Here is a 19,790-nt window from a genome sequence, read left to right as displayed (position 1 = left end):
CATTAAGAAGTTAAGAGAGTTAAGGCTTAATGCCCTTAGTTTCTTAATGGTTTACTTCGTGATTGGTCGGGAGACCAACCAGGGAACGAAAAACTTAATTCCCTTAACTTCTTAATGTTTGAACCTGCCGGGACTTAATATACTCCGAAGGTGAGACCTGGTATTTTTCTTTAAAACAGGTGCTGAAATATTTAGGACTGGCAAAGCCCACCATATAAGCCACATCCGACACATTATTGCCCGGCACATCCAGGTACTCTTTGGCTTTTTGTAAACGGATATCCCTTACAAGATCCGCCGGGGTTAAACCGGTAAGACTTTTAAATTTCCTGTAAAAGGTCTTTTGGCTCATGGCCATGGCTTCGGCCACTGTTTCTATCCTGAAGTAAGGGTCGGTCATTTTATCTTCCACTGCCACGATCACATTTTTAATAAAAGTCTCATCCTTGGAAGTGATCATAACAGGTTCCGGCGCTAAAGGTGCAGGCCGTTTGCGCTGCAGTAGCAATTCAAACAGCTTCCGCCGCTGGCGCAGGATATTATCCACCGAAGCCACCAGGAATTCGTTGTTGAAAGGTTTGGTGATATAATAATCGGCACCATACTTCAAACCCTCTATCTGGCTTTCGATGGAGTATTTTGCCGAAAGCAGCACCACGGGAATATGACTGGTATTGATATCATTCTTTACCTTATCCAGTAACTGTATACCATCCATTACCGGCATCATGATATCGCTCAGTATCAGGTCGGGTAATAAGTGCTGCGTTTTTTCCCAGCCTTCTTTGCCATCCGCCGCCACTTCCACCCGGTAAAACTCACTCAGCTGTTTGCTTAAAAACTGGCTGAGATCGGTATTATCTTCCACCAGTAACAACAATGCTTTTTCTGAATGCAATGCAGAATGAGTGGCAGGCGCAACCGGTTCCTCCAACGCCTCGCTCACCGGTATACCGGGTTGCAACTCGTCCACGCTGGTAGTATCAGCAAATGGAATAGCCATGTCATTATACAGCTCCTGCTCTTTTTTCATTCGCACGGTCATGATCAATCCACCCGCTGCGCTGTTGGCTGCACTGATAGTGCCTTTGTGCAGGCTCACAAATTCCTTACACAGTGCCAGCCCAATGCCGATGCTCTTCATAGCATGATCGTTGCCATGATCCCCTTCCTGGAATAATTCAAAGATATTGCTCAGCCTGCCGGCGGGCACGCCCGGCCCATGATCGTGTACAGCAATGGTAAAATCATTATCGTGTACGGATGACTGTATCAATACCCTGATCAGTTTGCCTTCGGGTGTAAACTTAATGGCATTGCTGAGTAGATTATAAATGATCACATCAAACTTTTCTACATCCACCACGGCAAATATTTCTTTTTGCGCCGGAACGATCTCTAGTGTGATGCGTTTGCTCTTGATCGCTTCAGCAAAATGATCCCTGATCTTGCACACAAAACTTACTACCTCCACTCTTGATAAAGTAAGCGTGGCTTTTTCGCTTTGAATCTTACGCAGGTCCAGCAGCTGGTTAATAAAGCGGATCATCCTGTCGGCATTTTTCCTGGCTACATCCACGTAGGCGGCGCCTTCGGCAGAAAGTTTTTCCTTTCTTGCAATGGCTTCCAGCGGGTTAACGATAAGCGTAAGCGGTGTTCTTAATTCGTGCGAAACCCCGGTAAAAAAACTCAGTTTAAGATCGGCCACTTTTTGCTCCACAATAATTTTATGCTTAAGCCGCACCATCTTTAATGCATAATGCCTGATAACGGCCAGCACCAATACCAACACAATAGCATAGCAGGTATAGGCCCACCAGGTTTTCCAGGGCGGTGGCAGAATGGTTATCTCCAGTCTTTTATAAGGCCTGTTGCTGTAAAGGTCGGTATACAGGCTTTGTACTTCCAGCACATAATCGCCGGGTGGCAGGTTGGTATAAGAAACGCCTTTTATTTCCCTGTCGGTATGCCAGGTGGTATCAAAACCAATTAAGCGGTAGGCAAAAGCCTGGCGGTTACCGGCACGGGGGTCGAGTATAGCATAGTCAATGCCGATGATATTTTCATTATACGCCAGCTTGAGTTTTTGCGTGTAATTGATATCAGTGGTGGCCCAGTCATGTTTATTGCCCGGCCAGTTATCTTCATTATTGATCTGCAGGTTGGTAAACACAATATTGGCTGCCACCGGTTTCATACTTACATGCTCGGGATCAAAGCTGATGTAACCACCCGAAGTACCAAACACCAGGTTGCCATTGGCCAGTTCGCTGCAGGCAGCCGCTTCCGAAAAACTGGTCCTGGGCAGGCCATCGTACGAATCGTAATTGCGGAAGATCTGTTTTTCGGGATTGAACCTGGACAAAATATTTTCTGTAGCGATCCAGATATTACCCTGCTTATCACCTGCACAGCTCAGCACATAATCATTGGGCAGCCCGTCCTTTTTATTGTAGATACGAAAACTCAGTTGCTGAAAAGGGTCGCCCGAAGCCAGCGCCAGCCCTGCACCCGAAGTGGCGATCCACATACGGCCCTTCCAGTCGGCATATACAAACTGAATATCACTGCTACCCATACCCGTAATTTTATCGGCCACCCGGTTATAGGTTTTATAAGTATACACAGTAGAATGATTGTCGTTGGCATCAATCACCATCAGCCCGTCGGTGGCCGCCACCCAGATATTGCCCGCCTGGTCCAGCGCCATATGCCGCACCCGGTAAAATCCATCTTTGGGATAATTTTTAAATGCAGCACCATCATGTATAAATTGCACCGAATCACTTTTTTCTTCCGCCAGCATCATACCGGTGGCAAACGTACCGATCCATACCCTGCGTTGCTTATCTTCTATAATGGCATAGATATTATTACTGGTAAGGCTGGTGGTATTCTTTTCATCTACAGTAAAATGCTGCAGCCGGTAGCGGGTAGCCTTACTATCTATCGGGGTTGCACGAAATAATCCATTGCCCTTAGTACCCAGCCAGATATTATCGCGGCTATCCTGGTATATCACGTATACATTGCCCAATCCCTCTTTAGGTTCGTTCACAAAAAAACCTTTTACCCATTGGTCGTTCTGCCGCAGGTACAGCTTACTGCTTTTAGAGGCCAGCCATAAACGGTTTTTATTATCGCATAAAATACCCCGCACTTCATTGTCCACCAGGTCGGCGCCTTTTTCCACCAATAGTTGTTGCTTAAAATTCTCTTCCTGGAAAATGATGCGTACCAGTATGCCACCATGTATACGCAGCCATAATACGCCGGTACTATCATAATAACTGTGGTAATCAGCTTGCGGCAATTCAAAAGCTGGCATATTCACCGCATCCAGTGTATATTTTATGGTAGCCGTTGCAATATCGTAATAGCCAAAGCCACCGCTCTTCATATTCACCCATACCATGCCGTTCATATCTTCAAACACCTTGAAGCGGTTGCCCAGTATATTTTTCGGGTCTTTGATCTTCCTCGAAAAAAAAGAAAAAGTTGCTGCCGCAGGATCAAAGCGCACCACCCCCGAATCGCCGGGTTCAATCCACAAGGCGCCTGTTCTGTCTTCGTACAACGACCCGAGGTTTTCCTTACGGTACTGCGCAACCGAAATTTTACCATCCGCTAAATGTAAGCTGATGACCTTGCCGGTAGCGGTGGTAGCATACAAAGTATTATCCCGGTGCGAACGCAGTATCACATTGATCCTGCCTTCGGTAATTTTTTGAATGCTGAAGGCCAGCAATCTTTTATTGAAACTGATGATATAGCCATCTTCGCTGCTGAAATAAATAGTTGATTCATCCTCCGCAGCGCCGGTGAGTTTTTTATTGAGTATATTATTGGGAATGATATTTACCGGCTTGTAAGTACCCGAAGCAGCAGGCGCCAGGCATATCACCCCATTGGCGGTCGACATCCATACCCGGTGTTGCTGGTCTTCATGAAAAACATATAAATAGTTAGCTGATTCATACGATTTTTCTTCATGATCATTGCCAAACCGCATCACATGATCCTTATCCACTTTATTTTGCTGCAAACAATAAATGCCGTGCACCCTCGACTGCAGCCATACCATACCATTCCGCACCGAAATAATACTGTCAAAATCAACATGCTTTTTTGCTTCGGGCTCTATTACAGCAGAGATAGGTAAGAACTGCTTTGTTTTTTTATCAAAGCGGTACACATGATCGTACCGGGTCCGGATCCATAAATAACCCAGTTGATCTTCCACCAGTTGTGCAATACGGTAATCGCCGCGTTGGGCCATTTCGCCGGTGCTGGATTTAAAGGAGGCAAAATTGCGGCCATCAAAGCGGTTGATGCCATCCCAGGTACCAAACCACATGAACCCTTCCCTGTCTTTCAAAATTTCGCTGATGGTGCCATGCGAAAGCCCCTGTTCGGTACTGAAATACTCCACCTTGCATTTAGGAGGCTGTGCCAAAGTATATACTGCCGGTACAGCAATAATTATAAGCAGGAGATACAACCGTTTTAAAGCAGTGTTCATTAGCAGCAGGTGATCGTTGTAAGTAAAGCAAAATGCCAACTTTAAATTACTCTAATACCCCGCCCCGGCAAATGGCAGATTAAGTTGCAATGATGGATTATTTTGTTGAGGGGAAAAAGCAAATGTTCAATGTACAATGCTCAGGTAAAGTCGGTAGCTATGCTCCGGTTTTCTTCCTTTGCTTATCTTGTTTGTTTACGGGAAATCTTCTCTGCGTCCTCAGCCCCTCTGCGTGCCACCTTTTCTTCTCCCCTCCAAAAAATTCTACCCCAAAAACGTACCCCTCCTACAGCCCAAACCCACAGCAATCCTCAATTTTGCGGCATTAATAAACAATCCATATCCCGGCACCAAAAGCCTTCGTATCCATCCTATGAAAAAAATTTACTTCCTGGTAATCACCGCATTATTTTGTTCTTACAGTGCTTTCTCGCAGCTCTATGCCACATCGGTAGTAAGCTGTGGCGCATCGGGCGTATGCCTGGGCGGCAGCAGTTGCGATAATGCGCAAAACACGGTGGATATGTTAGACCTGGGCAATTTTGGCACTCTTTCCACCGGCATTGGTGTGGCCTGTACCCGTACCATGGTACTGGCCCTACCCGCCACGCAACCCAATGGCAGCTATGCCGGTTTTTATATCAATACAGGCAACGTGGTTACCGTGCTGGGCAATATCGCCATCAGTACGTACAACGATAATACATTGGTGGAAACAGTAAGCGGCGCATCGCTCACCAATATGCTCAATGCAGCAGGCAAAGGCATACTGCAGTTTAAAAGCACGGCCGGCGCCTTTAACCGCATTGCCATACATTTAACGGCCGTACTGGCCATAGCGCAATCGGTAGATGTATATTATGGCTTTACCAATGCCACCTTGTTGCCCCTGCAGTTTGGCAATGTTAATTACCAACGGCGCCAAAGCGATCTGCTGCTGCAATGGACCACGCAAAACGAGATCAATACTACGCAGTTTGCAATAGAAGCCAGTACAGATGGTACTGCATTTACACAGGCAGGCACCACCGCCGCAACCGGCACGGGCCAGTACCAGTACAGCCTGCCGCTCAGCGACCAGGTAATGTATTACAGGATAAAGCAGGTAGATAACAATGGCAAATACACTTACAGCCATATACTGGTGGTAAGGCCGGTAAACAACAGTTTTTCTGCCTGGGTATATCCTAACCCCGTTACCAACAACGGCCTGCAGCTGAATGTATACTCCGCCACCACCCAACCCGTAAGCATACACGTAACCGACCAGGCAGGCAAATTGCTGCAAACCCTGCGGGTAAAATTAAGCGCCGGTAATAATGTGCTGGCAATTGATGCTAAAAATCTTACCCCCGGCATGTACCTGCTGCGCACACTCAATGAAAAGAAAGAAGTATTAGGCAATTGTAAGTTTATGAAAGTAAACTAAGTGCCCCGAAATTCCTTTTCGGCACCCCCGCACCAAAGCCGTGGCATATCCATAGCAATACCGTACTTACCCCGTAGCATACCCGTACTTAAAGCATACCAACCTTATTCCAACCCCGTCCTCACCCTGGTAATCCTTCGGACATTCTTCGGTCTTGCTTCGGATATCCTTCGGTGATATTCCGGTTATCCTTGCCAGCTATTTCGCCTGGCAATGGCTTGTATAGCAAAATAAAATGCAGCAGCAGATCAACAACCCCTCCCCTACTCTACTACCCTATTCGGTTATTCTTTACCGGTAGTATCATCTAATATTTTCTTAGAAAAAAGAGGGCGTTAAAATCAAGTATATATCACTATGTGCTCTATATGCCTATGTGGTAAGCCTTTGCTGCATGGTTCAGGTCGCCCAGAGCGTCCCGACCCACACTCACATTCCCTGGTTCATGCCCCTGTAACGTTCTTCGTCTTAATTAAAACCTCCGAAGCGCACACCCGGGGAATAAGGTTATTGGTAATATTTTTAAGATTAGTAAATCCTGCCTGCTCACGCTTACCCATCTTCATTAAATAGAGATCAAAAAATAGCCGGTTTAGTTGGCTCCATAGTGTTTTCACCTTTTTTAATCAGTTAAACCCTCCTTGTAGGCCTTTAGATGCAAACTTATCTTGTATGAAAACATAACCCATCGCTGCTTATGACGGATATCATTTCAATAGTAACCATGCTTTTCCTATTAAGTATGTTACAGGAACGGATAGCAGAGTTCTTCAAAACATATTTATCCTGTAAAAAGATGTGGGGCCGGGATATTGTGGGTGATACCACTACTAAGTTTTTACCAGGAGATCCCCGTGAACAGCGGCGGCATTACCGTATACTTAAGCTAAATATATGGATAGGCTTTTTAACGGCATTTTTATGCCATGCAAGCCTCTTCGATATTCTTAAAGTAAACACTACTGATAGATCAATAGGCTGGCCTGATCATATCAGCTTTAATTTTTGTTTTACACCGACTTGCATTCTTAATGGACTGTCGTTTATTGTGGGATGTTTGTTAACCGGTATACTTATCAGCCTGGGCTCTAAATTCTGGCATGATGTGCTGGATATACTATTAGAGGTAAAGAACGTAAAAAAAAGTATCAGTCAACAGATTGCTGTAAATACGGGGCAACCATCCGAGTTGGCTTTTACTTCGCTTACAGAAAAACAACAGGTATTGCAGATACAGGCAGCTATAAAACTTAACCGCCAAACCTGGCTGCAAACAATCCCCAACGTTACAGGCGTTGGTATTGGTAATAAAATAAAAGGTGGCGACACGATCGTACGTAAAGTCATCCGGTTTGAAGTAAGTACCAAAGAAGATATGGCAAGTGCAGCCGAATCCATTCCTCCGACGATAACTTTTAATCAATTCCTCATTCCTACCGACGTGGTTCCTGCTGATAAATTCAACACCCAATATGCCCACCCGGGCGATGATGATCCCCGTAAATGTGGAGCAAGTATTTCCCGTGTCAACGACAATTCTACCGGAACGATCTCACTTAAAGTAAGCCGTAAAGAAAATGGTCAGCTAAAACACTTCCTGCTTACCTGTGCACATGTTGTTATGCAGGAACAATTTAAAAACGGGATCACGGAAATAAACAGGGGAGATAATATCTCCAAACCGGGAGTTATATCACCTGGGTTAGACGCCAAAACGGGGGGAAAGCAATTGGGAAAACTGGTGGAAGCAAAACTTACTGAATTTACAGATTCAGCGCTGGTGGAGCTGGATAATGAAAAAGTGCTGGAACCACAGATTTATGATATAGGCGATCCCGGCAATAAAACCAGGGCAATTGACGAAACAGATGTTGATACCACAAAGGTAAAATTCTGTGGTGCTTTTAGTGGGCTTAAGACTGATATTACAATACGGGGTTACGGATTGAGTAAGCAGGGGAACTATCCTGCTGAACTGGGCGAGGTAACCATTAACGAACTTATCTCTATAGATAAATCCTCACACGATGGTGATTCGGGTGCCGCAGTAATAGACGAAAAGGGTATGGTAATAGGTATTATAGTAGGCAGCAGTGAAACATTTACTTATGTTATTCCTATACAAAGTATAAAATCCGCTCACAAACAATTTATAATTATTTAAATCATGCGTACATTACTCATTGCCCTTGGCTGCATAGTTTGCACCATTGCCGGCGCACAGACTTTTTCATTAGACTACAAAGCCGATATTTCAAAAGTAGACAAACCCCCTTTTAAGAAGTCATTTGAGTATGACATGAGTAAAGCAAAGAATGCAAAGCTGGTAATAACCAATACTCCTGCCACTGGCTTATTCTTTTACCTGGATGGTGAATTTGATAACCCAATAGATTCAATATTAAAACCTGGTACGGCTACAGTGGACCTTTCTCAATTTGAGGATAAAAAAGAACATATCATTAGTGTAAAGACAACAGTAACAAAAAAATTGGCCCTGGTTGCAGAAATTACTATTACTCCAAAAAAGGTAACAGAGTCGGAGTCCACCTCCAAACCCAAACCCCAGGATCTTTGGAAAATTGTAAAAGACTGTAAGATCAAATTTAGCCTGAGGCAATTTTATATCGATGAAAGCTGCTGTAACCAATGCCCCGGTTGCGAGGACACTTTACTTTGGACAACAGACCGTATCATTTATGATGCACTTACCGGGAAGACTTATTTTTCAAAAGCTACTGCAGCTAATGATAATTGTGGTAATTGTTTAGGAAAGGATGCAAATAAGAGCCTGGCGCCCCCAACTTGTATACTTGTTAATAATAAACATCTTATAAAACTAAAAGCAAACGACCCTTTCATTTTCCAGGTAAAAAATGTAAACCCGGAGTTGTATGATGTAGAATTAGTGGATTCTTCTTTTTTTATGTTCAATCAATCTAATGATATGCTGGAAAAGCTTTTGCTGGGAAAATCGGAGAATTTTAATACTGAGTCTGGCGGCGATAAGCAAAAAGATACTGTTCTTGTTATTAAGCCTGAGTGTGTAAAGGCCGGGTTGATTTTACTGAATGAAGAAATGATCGCTCTATTGGAAAATTTACGTGTACATAACCGTTTTGCCAATAATTGCCTTGCACAAAAAAGGAAGGAAGCTTTACAGGCAATCAATCGGTTCATTTATGAAGACCTGGGGCAACGTCAATATAGTGAATTGGCACTCCCTGCTTTTGCTGGCATGTTCCTGGAGCCTACTGAAGATTCATCCCTTTTAAGTTCACTTGTGAATAATTATAAACAATTACTGATAGGCAAATACGAGCTCGCTTATCGTTTTGCAAGTGTTCCCGAAAGTGACCAAATAAATTTTACGCTGAAGATATTACGCAAAGCTAATTCACCCTACCCTTCTATGCTCAATCCCAAAACACCCACACAGGTAGCGTATGTAAGAAACTTCTTTAAAGTAGATGTAAGCAGCGGGCTTTATTACAGCAACTTCAGCGATGATAATTATACTGTAAGAGCCGACAGCCTAAGGCGGGTTGGTAATCCCAATGGACCAAAAGATTCATTAGGGAACCGCCTTGTGCCCGAAAAAATGTCAAATGGTGAGATCGGCTTTGCATCATACCTGCATTTCTATTATAAATTCGGAACTACAGTAAATGTTGGTGGTGTAATTGGTGCAGGTGTAAATTTTGCTGATAATCCGCAACCAAGATATTTTGCAGGTTTGAGTTTTATGATTGGAAGAAATAACCGGCTTTGTGTAAATGCAGGGGCTGCATGGGGTTACCGGCAAAAATTAAGCGACCAATATTATAATGGCAAATATCCTATTGTCAACGATTGGTTACCAAGTAGTGAGACAACTGTGAAGTATGTAAAGAAATTCGAATGCAGGAGTTTTGTTTCCATAAGTTATAACCTGCCATTTCTTAAACGTGCGCCATCTAATGTAAGCTCGGACAAAAGCTCTACGCCTGCCAAAAGTGATAATGAAAAATCCACACAAGATACTCCCAAGACCAACACTCAAACAGGTAAAACAACAAATTAAAAAAATGACCCGAAAGAGTAGCAGCTAACAAAAAAACTTTCAAATGTAAATCACTCTTTTAAAAAGAGTGATTTACATTTCATATATTGTCTTTTTGCCCAAACAGTCTGCACACACGATTCTAGGTCGTAAACTTGTCCAGTCCCCGGCGGAAGCGCCCCGACCAACAACAAGCAAACAAAAACGATGGTCGTTAAAATCAATCACACATCACTATATGCCCTATGTGTCTATGTGGTAAATCTTTGCTGCATGGTTCAGGTCCCACCCATCATTCAATACTCACATCACCCACCACATGGTTCAGGTCGCGAACCTGTTCCGACCCATACTCACCACTGACAACTCACTACTCACTATTCCACCCTCAAATTTTTTACCGGGTTGGCCATGGCCGCCTTAATGGTACGCAGGCTTACCGAAAGCAATGCGATCACCATTGCCGCCCCACCCGCCAGCACAAATATCCACCAGGGCATCGATGCACGGTAAGCAAAGTTCTGCAGCCACTGATGCGCCATCCAGCCTGCCAGCGGTGCCGCAATAATGGTGGCAATGGCTACCAGTATCATAAATTCTTTAGAAAGCATGGATATCAGTTGCGGCACACCGGCGCCCAACACTTTGCGGATGCCGATCTCCCGCATGCGTTGGTTGGCAGTAAAAGTAGCCAGGCCAAACAAACCCATACACGAAATAAAAATGGCCATGCCCATGGCAACATTCAGTATCTGCGAGGTCTGGCGCTCCTGTGTATACAATTGCTCTAGCGATTCATCAAAAAAGCGGGACTGGAAGGCCCTGCCGGGATATATTTTTTTAAACACCGATTCCATGCTGGCCAACAGCGTACTTACTTTACCAGCCGAAACACCGGCACTGGAAAGCTTTACACTCAGTTGCATACTGGTGCCTGCATCCATCGAAAAAATAAAGGGGCGGATCTTTTCCCGCATATCATCTAAATGAAAATCTTTCACCACACCAATAACCGGTCCCGTTAGTCCACCCAATCCACTCCATACCTGTTTATTGATGGCATCTGCCGGGTTGGCAAAACCAAGATCTCTTGCGGCTGTTTCATTCAATATATAAGCACGGTAACCCGCCTCTGCCGGGCCTTCTGCCGAAGCAGGCTTTTTTAGTCTTGCCGTATCTGCAGCAGTAAAATTTCTGCCGGCCACTAAAGTCATTCCGTACAGGGAAATATAGGCGGTATCAATATCATCTGCGCCGGGCTGGATCTTTGTTTTCTGCACGCCTGTATATTCAAGCGAAGTGCCGAACATATAATGGTTCCTCGATTCAGGGTCGGCTGTATTCAGGCTTACCTGCTGCACACCCGACAGTTTGCTGATCTCACCCGCCAATACCTCTTTTTGATTGTTGGGCAGGCCCTGTGGAATATCGATGCTAACAATGGCATCTTTCTTAAATCCCAGATCGGTATTCAGCATATAATGTATCTGCCGCCCCACCATCATGGTGCCGATGATGAAGAATGAGCTGACTGTAAACTGGAAAACAATAAGCCCCTTGCGCAGGTAACTTTTTGAATTGAACTGCTGTGCGCCCTGGCCTTTAAGGCTTATCACCGGAATAAAAGAAGAGAGTGCCCGGCCCGGGTACCAGCCGGCAATAAGGCTGGTAACAAAAATGGTGGTGCCGATAAAGACCCAGGTACCGGGATCGCTTATACGAAAATGTACCCCATCAGGAATAAAACCATGCAGCGCTTTAATAACAGGGTCGGTCAGCAGCAATGCAATAGCCATAGCAACCACCACAATGATACCTGTTTCAATAAGAAACTGCCGCACAATACCCCCTGCGCTGCTGCCCATTACTTTGCGTATGCCTACTTCTTTGGAGCGTAATATCGATTGTGCGGTACTGAGGTTGATGAAGTTGATAGCGCCGATGACCAGTATAAAAAGCGCAATGCCTGCCAGTGCAAACAAAGTAGGCTTATGCGCCTTGCGACTATAGCTGTCCTGGTAGGCCCCATTAAAATGTACATCTGCCAATGGCTGCAATGCCAGCGTGGCTTTGGAGCCGGGCATGTGGCGTTTTACAAAAGCAGGCAGTTGTTGTTCTGCTTTAGCTACAGTAGTGCCCGGCGCCAGCTTTACATATACATTGATACCACTCGACACCATGTTCCAGCTATTTCCGCCCGACCTGAGAAAACTGCTTTCGAGTGTACTGTACGAGATCAGGTCTTTAAATCCAAAATCTGTATTTTGATCCCAGTTTTTTACAATACCCGTAACAGCAACTGTCAGCGAGTCTTTATATATTACGGAACGGCCCATCCATTCATCGGGTGTACCCTGCAGAAAATAGCGCTTTGCTTCCGATTCTGTCAACACCACCGAAAAGGGTTGCTGCAAAGCTGTAGCGGGGTTGCCCGCCAGCCACTGGTAATGAAAAAGTTTCAGGTAATCCTGGTCAGCATAAGTGATATGATAAGGCTCGTCGTTGTTTACGCCATTAATAATGCGTGGCTGTTGCCCCGGTATGGGTATCAGCACCCGGCTGTCTTCGGTAAAAAGCGTGGTAACAGCGCTGAAACCGGAAGTTTCATTCCGCAACGCAGCACCGGCAGGCTCCGGCATTCCTGCATCATTTTCCTGTATACCATCATCGCCGCTTTTGGTAACCAGCCTGTAAATCTGGCCGGCTTCGGGATGAAACTTATCATAGCTGAATTCAAAAGCCACATACAGGTAGATCACCACGCAACTCAGTATCCCGAAGCTGAGCCCGAGGATATTGATAGTGGTGGTCAACTTATGACGACCCAGGTGGCGGAGAGCAAAGAGCAGTTGTTTTTTTATCATGGCGCAGAATGATTTGCCAATATACTGCTAAAAAGAGGCCATTTTTAAAACCGGCTGACAACCTGCTGGTTATAGTTGAACCTGCTTCAACTTTGTTCGCTTTCGATACAGTGGGTGTACGGTTATGCAACGCTATTGACTACACTACAGCGGTGCATATTTTAGTTCAACCATTCTGTGGGCGTTTTTCCAAACTTCTTTTTGAATGAGTAGGAGAAATGAGAAAGGCTTTCAAAGCCCAGGTCGAGGTAGATGGCGGATGGCTTTTTGTGTTGTTTTTCTATCAGGTGTTTTGCTTCGGAAAGTCTTTTTTCCTGCAGCCATTGCCGGGGCGGTATGCCGAATGTTTTTTGAAAATCACGTTTAAAACCGGCAAGGCTTCTTCCTGTAAGTACGGCAAATTTTTCAACCGGTAAGTTGTAATGAAAATTACTCAGCATAAAGGCTTCCAGGTCTATTTTATAAGGCTCCGAAAAATCGAATAACAATTCTTTCAGTTGCGGCATTACCTGCAGTAACAGGTTCACAGCTTCTCTTACTTTCAGCATGCCCATATTAGGAGCTATTTTTTCAGCAGGGTTGCGTACATAAGGCACTACCGATTGAAAGTAGCCTTTTAAAAAGTCGCTGGATGGAATTAATACATTGAGCGGCCCGGTATATTTTTGTTTTACTTCAATAGCTTCTTCCAGCGCTATCTGCCGCAGCAGGTCTTCCTGCAATGATATAACAATGGTTTCGTACTGCTCTTCACCGGGTAATGGTGTTTTAGTAATGGTGCCCAATTGATTTTTACCGATCAGTATCATCTGGCCTTTCGTCATCGTGATCTTCTCGTCTGCAGTTTCCAAAGTAAAATGGCCCGACACCTGCAGCACCAATGTATTGTGCCGCAGAAAACCTACTTTATCCTTCCTGGTTTTTGACAGGTAAGCGTAAAACAATACGCCCGGTATAATTTCATTTGGATTTGTCATATTGCAAATTTATGAAACAGTAAGGCTTTCGCCCTACTGTTATCGTTGCAGGTAAGTGCCGCCTAGTATGGCACCGGGTGCAAAGGCGGTGTTTAATGTTTGCAGCTCCGCTGCAGAAAATGTTATTTCCATTGCCTGCATGTTTTCCGGCAGTCGCTGCCTGCGGCTCATACTTACCAATGGCATGATATGATCGCCCTGCACATTTACCCAGGCAATAGCCAATTGTGTGGGGGTATAACCTTTATCTTTTGCAAGCTGTTTTAATACTTCCACTTTGGCCAGGTTCTTTACCAGGTTATCTCCCTGGAAACGGGTAAAATGACTGTGATAAGTGTTAGCAGCAAGCGGTGCTTTCATGTCGCCGGTAAGCAACCCTTCGGCGGTGTTGGCAAAAGCCACCACTCCGATACCCAGCTCTTTTGCTGTTGGTAACAACTCCGCTTCTATCTGGCGGTCGGCTAAAGAATAACCAATTTCCAAAGCGGCTATGGGATGAACACTGTTGGCTTTACGCAATTGATCGGCCGTTATTTCAGACACACCGATATGGCGTACTTTACCATCTTTAATAAGATCGGCAATGGTGCCAATAATATCTTCAATGGGTACACTGCCATCCATGCGGCAGGGCTGATACAGGTCAATGGTATCAATACCCAAGCGCACCAAAGAATAATTGATAAAATTTTTAATAGCTACAGGGCGAAGATCCAATCCTATCCACTGGCTGTTGTAAAAGATACCGCCAAATTTTACGCTGATAAAAGCCTCGTCCCTCCTGCCTTTTATTGCTTTACCCACCAGCATTTCATTATGGCCGGAGCCATAAAAATCGCCGGTATTTAAAAAGTTGATGCCATTATCCAGTGCCTGTTGTATGGTGGCAATACTTTCATGCTCATCGTTGGTGGGGCCGCCCCAAACAGGCGACATACGCATACAGCCCAACCCCAGTTTTGAAACTAACGGGCCATTGTGGCCCAGGTTTATTTTTGTTATCGTTTTCATTGTTGTTGTTTTAATGATTGAACGATACAAAGGTCTGCTGTTTTAAAAACGGTGTATGTCTTTAATGGCTCAAATTAGTTGCGCAGGTGGCTCAGTTTAGGTATATAATTGATGGAACTGTGGTAAGGGACAATCAATGGGAATCCTCTAATCAAGATTGAACTATTACCAATTACTTTCAGCATCAGCTTTTATTATCACAAATACACCTTCGTTATTGATGTAACCTTCCCTGTAAATATTTTTGCCGTTTTTTTCATCATACCTAAGCAGTAAAGCTGCATAAGCAAGGCCTGCCATTTCATCAAAATAACCAATATGGCAAAATACAGGTGGTATAAAACTATGATCCCTGAAATTATACAGCCCTACCCTGTCGCCCTTTTGATTGGTTAGCAGCATCTGGTCATGTTTTATGTTTTCAGTATGCATTACCACTGAATCCGGTAGTGCAAGCAACTTCCTGAATTCATTATCTGTATAAAACTTGCCGGTAGTATCCATATTACGATCATTACCTAAAAAAAGCCATCCATTTTTGAATGGCTCGTTTGAAATATTGTCATTAACCGCAAATTTAAACTTCACTGCACCAGTTTTATCTATAAATGCTGAGCTGAAATCTGTAATTGTTTTGGGTATCACCTTGGCTAAACCGTTAGAGAAAGGACCAGGCTTGTTCGAATACATCAGGGGTATCAACAGTTTTCCTTTTTTGTCGATGAATCCCCATTTCAATTCGTGCATTCCATCATATTTTGCTACTGCAGCCATTCCTTCAGAAAAAGGTTCTGCCGCATCATATGAAAAAGGCACTGCCATCTTGCCCTGTTTATCAAGGTATCCGTAAATAAGTTCATTCTTCGATTTTCTAAGTGGCAACATCCCTTCACTCCACTCCTGTTGCCTTATGCAGGTTACGCTGGTGCGTTTTAAAGATGCTTTTGCGCCATCTGAAAAAATAAATTCATAATCCAGGTAGAGTGTTGGCGCTTCTACAGGGTTATGCGTAAGCGTTACCGGGAAACCTGTTCTTTCGCTAAAAGCATCCTCTCCGCCTACATAGTTTTCTTTACTGTTGCCGGGATAGGTATATAATACATTTCCTTTTGCATTGACCAAAACATAAGTCGCAGCATTGCTATAACTATTAAAAATGCCTGTTTGCGGAAAAATCAAATTACTTTCCAATCCACATCTGTAGCTCAGGTTACTTACTACATTTCTTCCAAGAATGGGGAAATTGAATTTTCCGGGGGCTGTAATAAAATTTCCTTTATTATCCATAAGAGCCGATTGATTGCCAATTTCAATAATGGCCGCCCCCTGGTTAAAGCCGGTCATACCGGTTGCTTTTATTTTTTTTGCATCTGCGCTGATATTCCCAGCCTTCAGGGTTGTATGTTGAGCAAAACAGGGATAAAAAAATAACAGGAAAAGTACTTGCAGCAATAGCTTCATGATAATTAATTTACTTTCAAATGTACAGGGAATTTAATATAATATCACGGCCGCATTGTTTAATTACAGTTTATAATATCAAAAAGAGGGTTATCTTTTTCCAGGATCACCCTTTATATTCTAAATGGAATACAATAAAAAGCCCTCCTTTCCTGGAGGGCTTTTTCGTAACGCCGGTAGTAATCTACCCGCAAAGCTTTTAAGGTTAACAGTTATGAAACTTAATATTATCTGTATTTATAGGTTGCATAATACCTGTTATGATAACTCACGTTATATGGGGTACCGGAAGAGTCAGCAAAATCTTTTTGGATGATGCGATTTTTAGTATCGTAGGTCTCCCCTTCTCCAGACTGAATATGTATATAATTATAGCCCCCTGTAGCGTAATCATTCAACCAATATCTTCTTTGATTATTCTGAAAAACAAAATCTTTAATGATATCACTCTGCCACATATTCCCTTCTACCTTGTACCCTAGCTGCAGGTAAGGGGCGAGGAACAAGGCAGGAAAAATATTCATTTTCGAAAAAGGATTGGGCTGATAATCCACTCCTGTATAATAATTGTCGAACCATTCATAGGTAACAGGAATATTTCCCGACCAGCTTATTTGCTTGGAATAGATCGTGTTGCAGTTGTAGTTTGTGAAAGTTGCAGAATCCTGCAATGTGGATTTCAGGCTGCCTTTATAATAAAGATTTGCTACTGCAAAATGAAAAGCGGAATCATATGTATACCTCCGAACTGCCTGTATCGATGGATCAGTTGTGCTTACCAGCGAATCCCTGTTCTTTGAGCCATTGGCATTGTAAAAGAAGTATACCCGGAAATTGTTATAGGATTGCTGATCCATACTTTCAGGATTATTGTTACTTCCCTGGTAGTTGAATGTCCAGGTACCGCGGTTATATAAGGGCACATTGTAGATATACTCGTAGTATTTTATTTTGGTAACACGGTTCAGGTTGTCGTAAGTAAAAAAATAGCCGTAAATAGTTTCTTTCGTTAGCCGTACACTCACCGTTAAAGTATCTAAGATATAGTTAGGGTCTGTTACTGCAGTAAAAATATTGCTGTTGTCGGGGCTCTGTGGCCTCACAGGGTCTTTTATACATTGCGAAAACCCAATAATAACAAACAGGCACGGAAGGAAGTATTTCATTAAATAATTTTGATGCTGCAAAATAATTGTTTTTATCAATGCATACAAACTTATGCTTTGTTGGTACCACATCTATGCATCCTCGCTCATTCCAAAATGTTCCTGAATAAGTCTGTTTCACCGTTTATCAATTCCGTTTGAAGGCACAGAAAAAATATCGTTCCTTTAATCAGTAGTAGCATATTCAGACAGTAAGCAACGCATAAATAAAGATCTCATGAACATCACACGCCGTAAATTCTTACAAGGGTTTTTCATCGTCTCTGCAATGACAGTGGATAAAAGCTGGGCCAGCAAGACTACACGATTGCTGGCAGAACGCCGCGACCTCTTTCCACAAGGTGTGGCATCAGGCGACCCAACGGCCAACAGCGTGATATTGTGGACGAGGCGCCCGCCGGTAAACGGCAGCAGTAGTAATAAGCTGGTGGTTGAGATCTCAGCCAGCCCGGAATTTAAAAAGGTTCTTGCAAGGGGTACGGCGCATATCAATGCCGGGGCGGATTGGACCTGTCGCTTTCTCGCCAAAGACCTTAAGCCTAACCGGGAGTACTGGTACCGTTTTGTAGATGAACATGGTTTTGCAAGCAGGGTCGGCCGTACCATCACAGCGCCTGCCAACAATTCAGACGCAGCTGTCCGGTTTACTTTTGTATGTTGCCAATGCCCTAACGAGGGTGCACTGAATGCTTACCGTAAAATGATCTTTGAAGATGAGGCACACCCGAAAGATGAGCGGCTCAATTTTGTATTACACCTCGGCGATTTTATTTATGAAGTTACCTGGTATGGCGAAGACAATCCGAAAGGAAACCGCGGCCGCCGCATCAGGGACCTGTACAAATTTCCGCAAGGCAGAAAGGTGAGTAATTTTCATCTGCCTGTTACGCTGGAAGATTACCGTACACTCTATCGTGCCTACCTGCAGGATCCCGACCTACAGGATGCCCGTGCCCGCTGGCCATTTGTGTGCATCTGGGATAACCACGAATTTGCATGGGCAGGATACCAGAGCCAATATGTTGCAGGCGGGGGGTACCATGCCCCGGCACAAAACCAGAAAGTGGCAGCCAACCAGGCCTGGTGGGAATTCATTCCGGCACAGGTGCAGCAACCGGGCAATCCTAAGCTGGAGCAGTTTAAAGCTCCCGCAGTGGTGGATACCGACCTGGGAAATTTTAACGAAGACGGACTTAGCGAAGAGCCCAATAACCTTAAGGCTATCAACAGCCTTAAGATACAGCGGGTACTGCGTTGGGGTAAAAATGTTGACCTGCTGCTCACCGATAACTGGTCGTTCCGCTCTCCTGATATGTCGAGCGACGATTTTGACGCACCCGATTATCCCAGGGTATCCCCGCAACTGCCTTTTGAAATTATGAACTACGGCCGTCATTATAATAACGACAATCCGCCCGATACCATCCGGTTTAACGGTAAGGACTACCCGAATCCTACAAAAAACACGCATGCGCAAACACACCTGGGCAGTGATCAACGGCATTGGTTCCTGCAACAACTGGGCGCTTCTGGTGCACGCTGGAAAATATGGGGACACGGTTTTGGCACCATGCAGGTGCGGAGCGATTATCAAAACCTGCCCGCAGAACTGGGCAGTACCTGGCCCAAAGATGCCGGCTATGCAGTAATAGACAACCGGTTCCTCCGGGATAAAGACGAGATATTTGATTTTATAAAAGAGCAAAAGATCACCGGCTTTTGTGTGGTGGGTGGCGACCGGCATGCGTTTCATGCAGGCCTGGTTTCAAAAGCATTGCCGCCAAAAAAATATGAACCGCTCGGCGTGGAATTCATTACCGGCTCTGTATCGCAGCAAACACTTTTTGAAGTACTGGAAGTAACGATGAAGAAAGATCATCCCAAGCGTGTGCTGCACCTCATTGACCAGCCAGATGGCACTGTGATACCTGCGATGAACGTTACCCCCATGCACGGCGTACTTTCCACTTTAAAATTGAAAGAAACAGGAGATATGCAACAGGCACGTGCAGTGCGTAATGCCGAGGTGGCGCCGCATTTGTCGTTCCTCGATTTTGGCGGACATGGCTATGGTTTGGTAACCGCTACTGTTGATCAGCTTTCCACAGAGTTTGTATGTATACCGCGGCCGCTGGAACGCAGCGAAGGCGCGGATGGCGGCCCTTTGCTGTACCGCGTAGTCCATCGCACACAGTTATGGAAGGCGGGTGAAGCACCCAAGCTGGAGCAGGAGATACTGGAAGGCAACCCGCAGTATTGCATCTGATTGATCGCTGCTATATAAAACAGGCCCGCCCAAACGTACTATTCAGTACGGG

At 44.5% G+C, this 19,790-nt stretch carries 10 protein-coding genes; 4 read left to right on the top strand and 6 right to left on the bottom strand.

Going from position 1 to position 19,790, the window contains the following annotated elements; translation table 11 throughout:
* Positions 1 to 103: 103 nt before the first annotated feature.
* Complete coding sequence (locus tag QM738_RS08350) at positions 104 to 4,522, bottom strand: hybrid sensor histidine kinase/response regulator transcription factor (protein WP_462276232.1); 4,419 nt, start codon at positions 4,520 to 4,522, stop codon at positions 104 to 106.
* Positions 4,523 to 4,895: 373 nt separating this feature from the next.
* On the opposite strand from QM738_RS08350, the gene QM738_RS08345 reads away from it, so the two are divergent.
* From QM738_RS08345 to QM738_RS08335, 3 genes are all read left to right on the top strand, one after another.
* Complete coding sequence (locus tag QM738_RS08345) at positions 4,896 to 5,951, top strand: T9SS type A sorting domain-containing protein (RefSeq protein ID WP_462276231.1); 1,056 nt, start codon at positions 4,896 to 4,898, stop codon at positions 5,949 to 5,951.
* Between the two features lie 697 nt (positions 5,952 to 6,648).
* Positions 6,649 to 8,115, top strand: a complete 1,467-nt coding sequence (locus tag QM738_RS08340) for a hypothetical protein (protein WP_462276230.1) — start codon at positions 6,649 to 6,651, stop codon at positions 8,113 to 8,115.
* A 3-nt stretch (positions 8,116 to 8,118) separates the two neighbouring features.
* Positions 8,119 to 10,014 carry a hypothetical protein gene (locus tag QM738_RS08335; RefSeq protein WP_462276229.1) on the top strand — a complete coding sequence of 632 codons (1,896 nt, stop codon included), beginning with the start codon at positions 8,119 to 8,121 and terminating at the stop codon, positions 10,012 to 10,014.
* A 356-nt stretch (positions 10,015 to 10,370) separates the two neighbouring features.
* Here the strand turns inward: QM738_RS08335 and QM738_RS08330 are convergent, their stop codons facing one another.
* The 5 genes from QM738_RS08330 to QM738_RS08310 form a co-directional block, all read right to left on the bottom strand.
* Positions 10,371 to 12,857 (bottom strand): ABC transporter permease, encoded by a 2,487-nt coding sequence (locus QM738_RS08330; RefSeq protein WP_462276228.1) that lies wholly within the window; start codon positions 12,855 to 12,857, stop codon positions 10,371 to 10,373.
* A gap of 161 nt (positions 12,858 to 13,018) precedes the next feature.
* Positions 13,019 to 13,834 (bottom strand): helix-turn-helix domain-containing protein, encoded by an 816-nt coding sequence (locus QM738_RS08325; protein WP_462276227.1) that lies wholly within the window; start codon positions 13,832 to 13,834, stop codon positions 13,019 to 13,021.
* A 39-nt stretch (positions 13,835 to 13,873) separates the two neighbouring features.
* Positions 13,874 to 14,845 carry an aldo/keto reductase gene (locus QM738_RS08320; RefSeq protein WP_462276226.1) on the bottom strand — a complete coding sequence of 324 codons (972 nt, stop codon included), beginning with the start codon at positions 14,843 to 14,845 and terminating at the stop codon, positions 13,874 to 13,876.
* A gap of 165 nt (positions 14,846 to 15,010) precedes the next feature.
* Entirely contained in the window at positions 15,011 to 16,306 is a 1,296-nt protein-coding gene (locus tag QM738_RS08315) for a WG repeat-containing protein (RefSeq protein ID WP_462276225.1), read from the bottom strand.
* Positions 16,307 to 16,533: 227 nt separating this feature from the next.
* On the bottom strand, positions 16,534 to 17,472 hold the full coding sequence (locus QM738_RS08310) for a hypothetical protein (RefSeq protein ID WP_462276224.1): 939 nt from the start codon (positions 17,470 to 17,472) through the stop codon (positions 16,534 to 16,536).
* Between the two features lie 217 nt (positions 17,473 to 17,689).
* On the opposite strand from QM738_RS08310, the gene QM738_RS08305 reads away from it, so the two are divergent.
* On the top strand, positions 17,690 to 19,738 hold the full coding sequence (locus QM738_RS08305) for an alkaline phosphatase D family protein (protein WP_462276223.1): 2,049 nt from the start codon (positions 17,690 to 17,692) through the stop codon (positions 19,736 to 19,738).
* Positions 19,739 to 19,790 lie beyond the last annotated feature (52 nt).

The sequence above is a fragment of the Ferruginibacter sp. genome, from assembly GCF_049840995.1.
Classification (GTDB): Bacteria; Bacteroidota; Bacteroidia; order Chitinophagales; family Chitinophagaceae; genus Ferruginibacter.
Note: the sequence above shows the minus strand (reverse complement) of the source record. Positions and strands in the feature narration are given on the sequence as shown.

What these genes read in the sequence shown, in the direction of transcription:
- QM738_RS08350 (WP_462276232.1), bottom strand. Translation starts at nt 4,522, where the DNA reads ATGAACACTGCTTTAAAACGGTTGTATCTCCTGCTTATAATTATTGCT.
- QM738_RS08345 (WP_462276231.1), top strand. Translation starts at nt 4,896, where the DNA reads ATGAAAAAAATTTACTTCCTGGTAATCACCGCATTATTTTGTTCTTAC.
- QM738_RS08340 (WP_462276230.1), top strand. Translation starts at nt 6,649, where the DNA reads ATGACGGATATCATTTCAATAGTAACCATGCTTTTCCTATTAAGTATG.
- QM738_RS08335 (WP_462276229.1), top strand. Translation starts at nt 8,119, where the DNA reads ATGCGTACATTACTCATTGCCCTTGGCTGCATAGTTTGCACCATTGCC.
- QM738_RS08330 (WP_462276228.1), bottom strand. Translation starts at nt 12,857, where the DNA reads ATGATAAAAAAACAACTGCTCTTTGCTCTCCGCCACCTGGGTCGTCAT.
- QM738_RS08325 (WP_462276227.1), bottom strand. Translation starts at nt 13,834, where the DNA reads ATGACAAATCCAAATGAAATTATACCGGGCGTATTGTTTTACGCTTAC.
- QM738_RS08320 (WP_462276226.1), bottom strand. Translation starts at nt 14,845, where the DNA reads ATGAAAACGATAACAAAAATAAACCTGGGCCACAATGGCCCGTTAGTT.
- QM738_RS08315 (WP_462276225.1), bottom strand. Translation starts at nt 16,306, where the DNA reads ATGAAGCTATTGCTGCAAGTACTTTTCCTGTTATTTTTTTATCCCTGT.
- QM738_RS08310 (WP_462276224.1), bottom strand. Translation starts at nt 17,472, where the DNA reads ATGAAATACTTCCTTCCGTGCCTGTTTGTTATTATTGGGTTTTCGCAA.
- QM738_RS08305 (WP_462276223.1), top strand. Translation starts at nt 17,690, where the DNA reads ATGAACATCACACGCCGTAAATTCTTACAAGGGTTTTTCATCGTCTCT.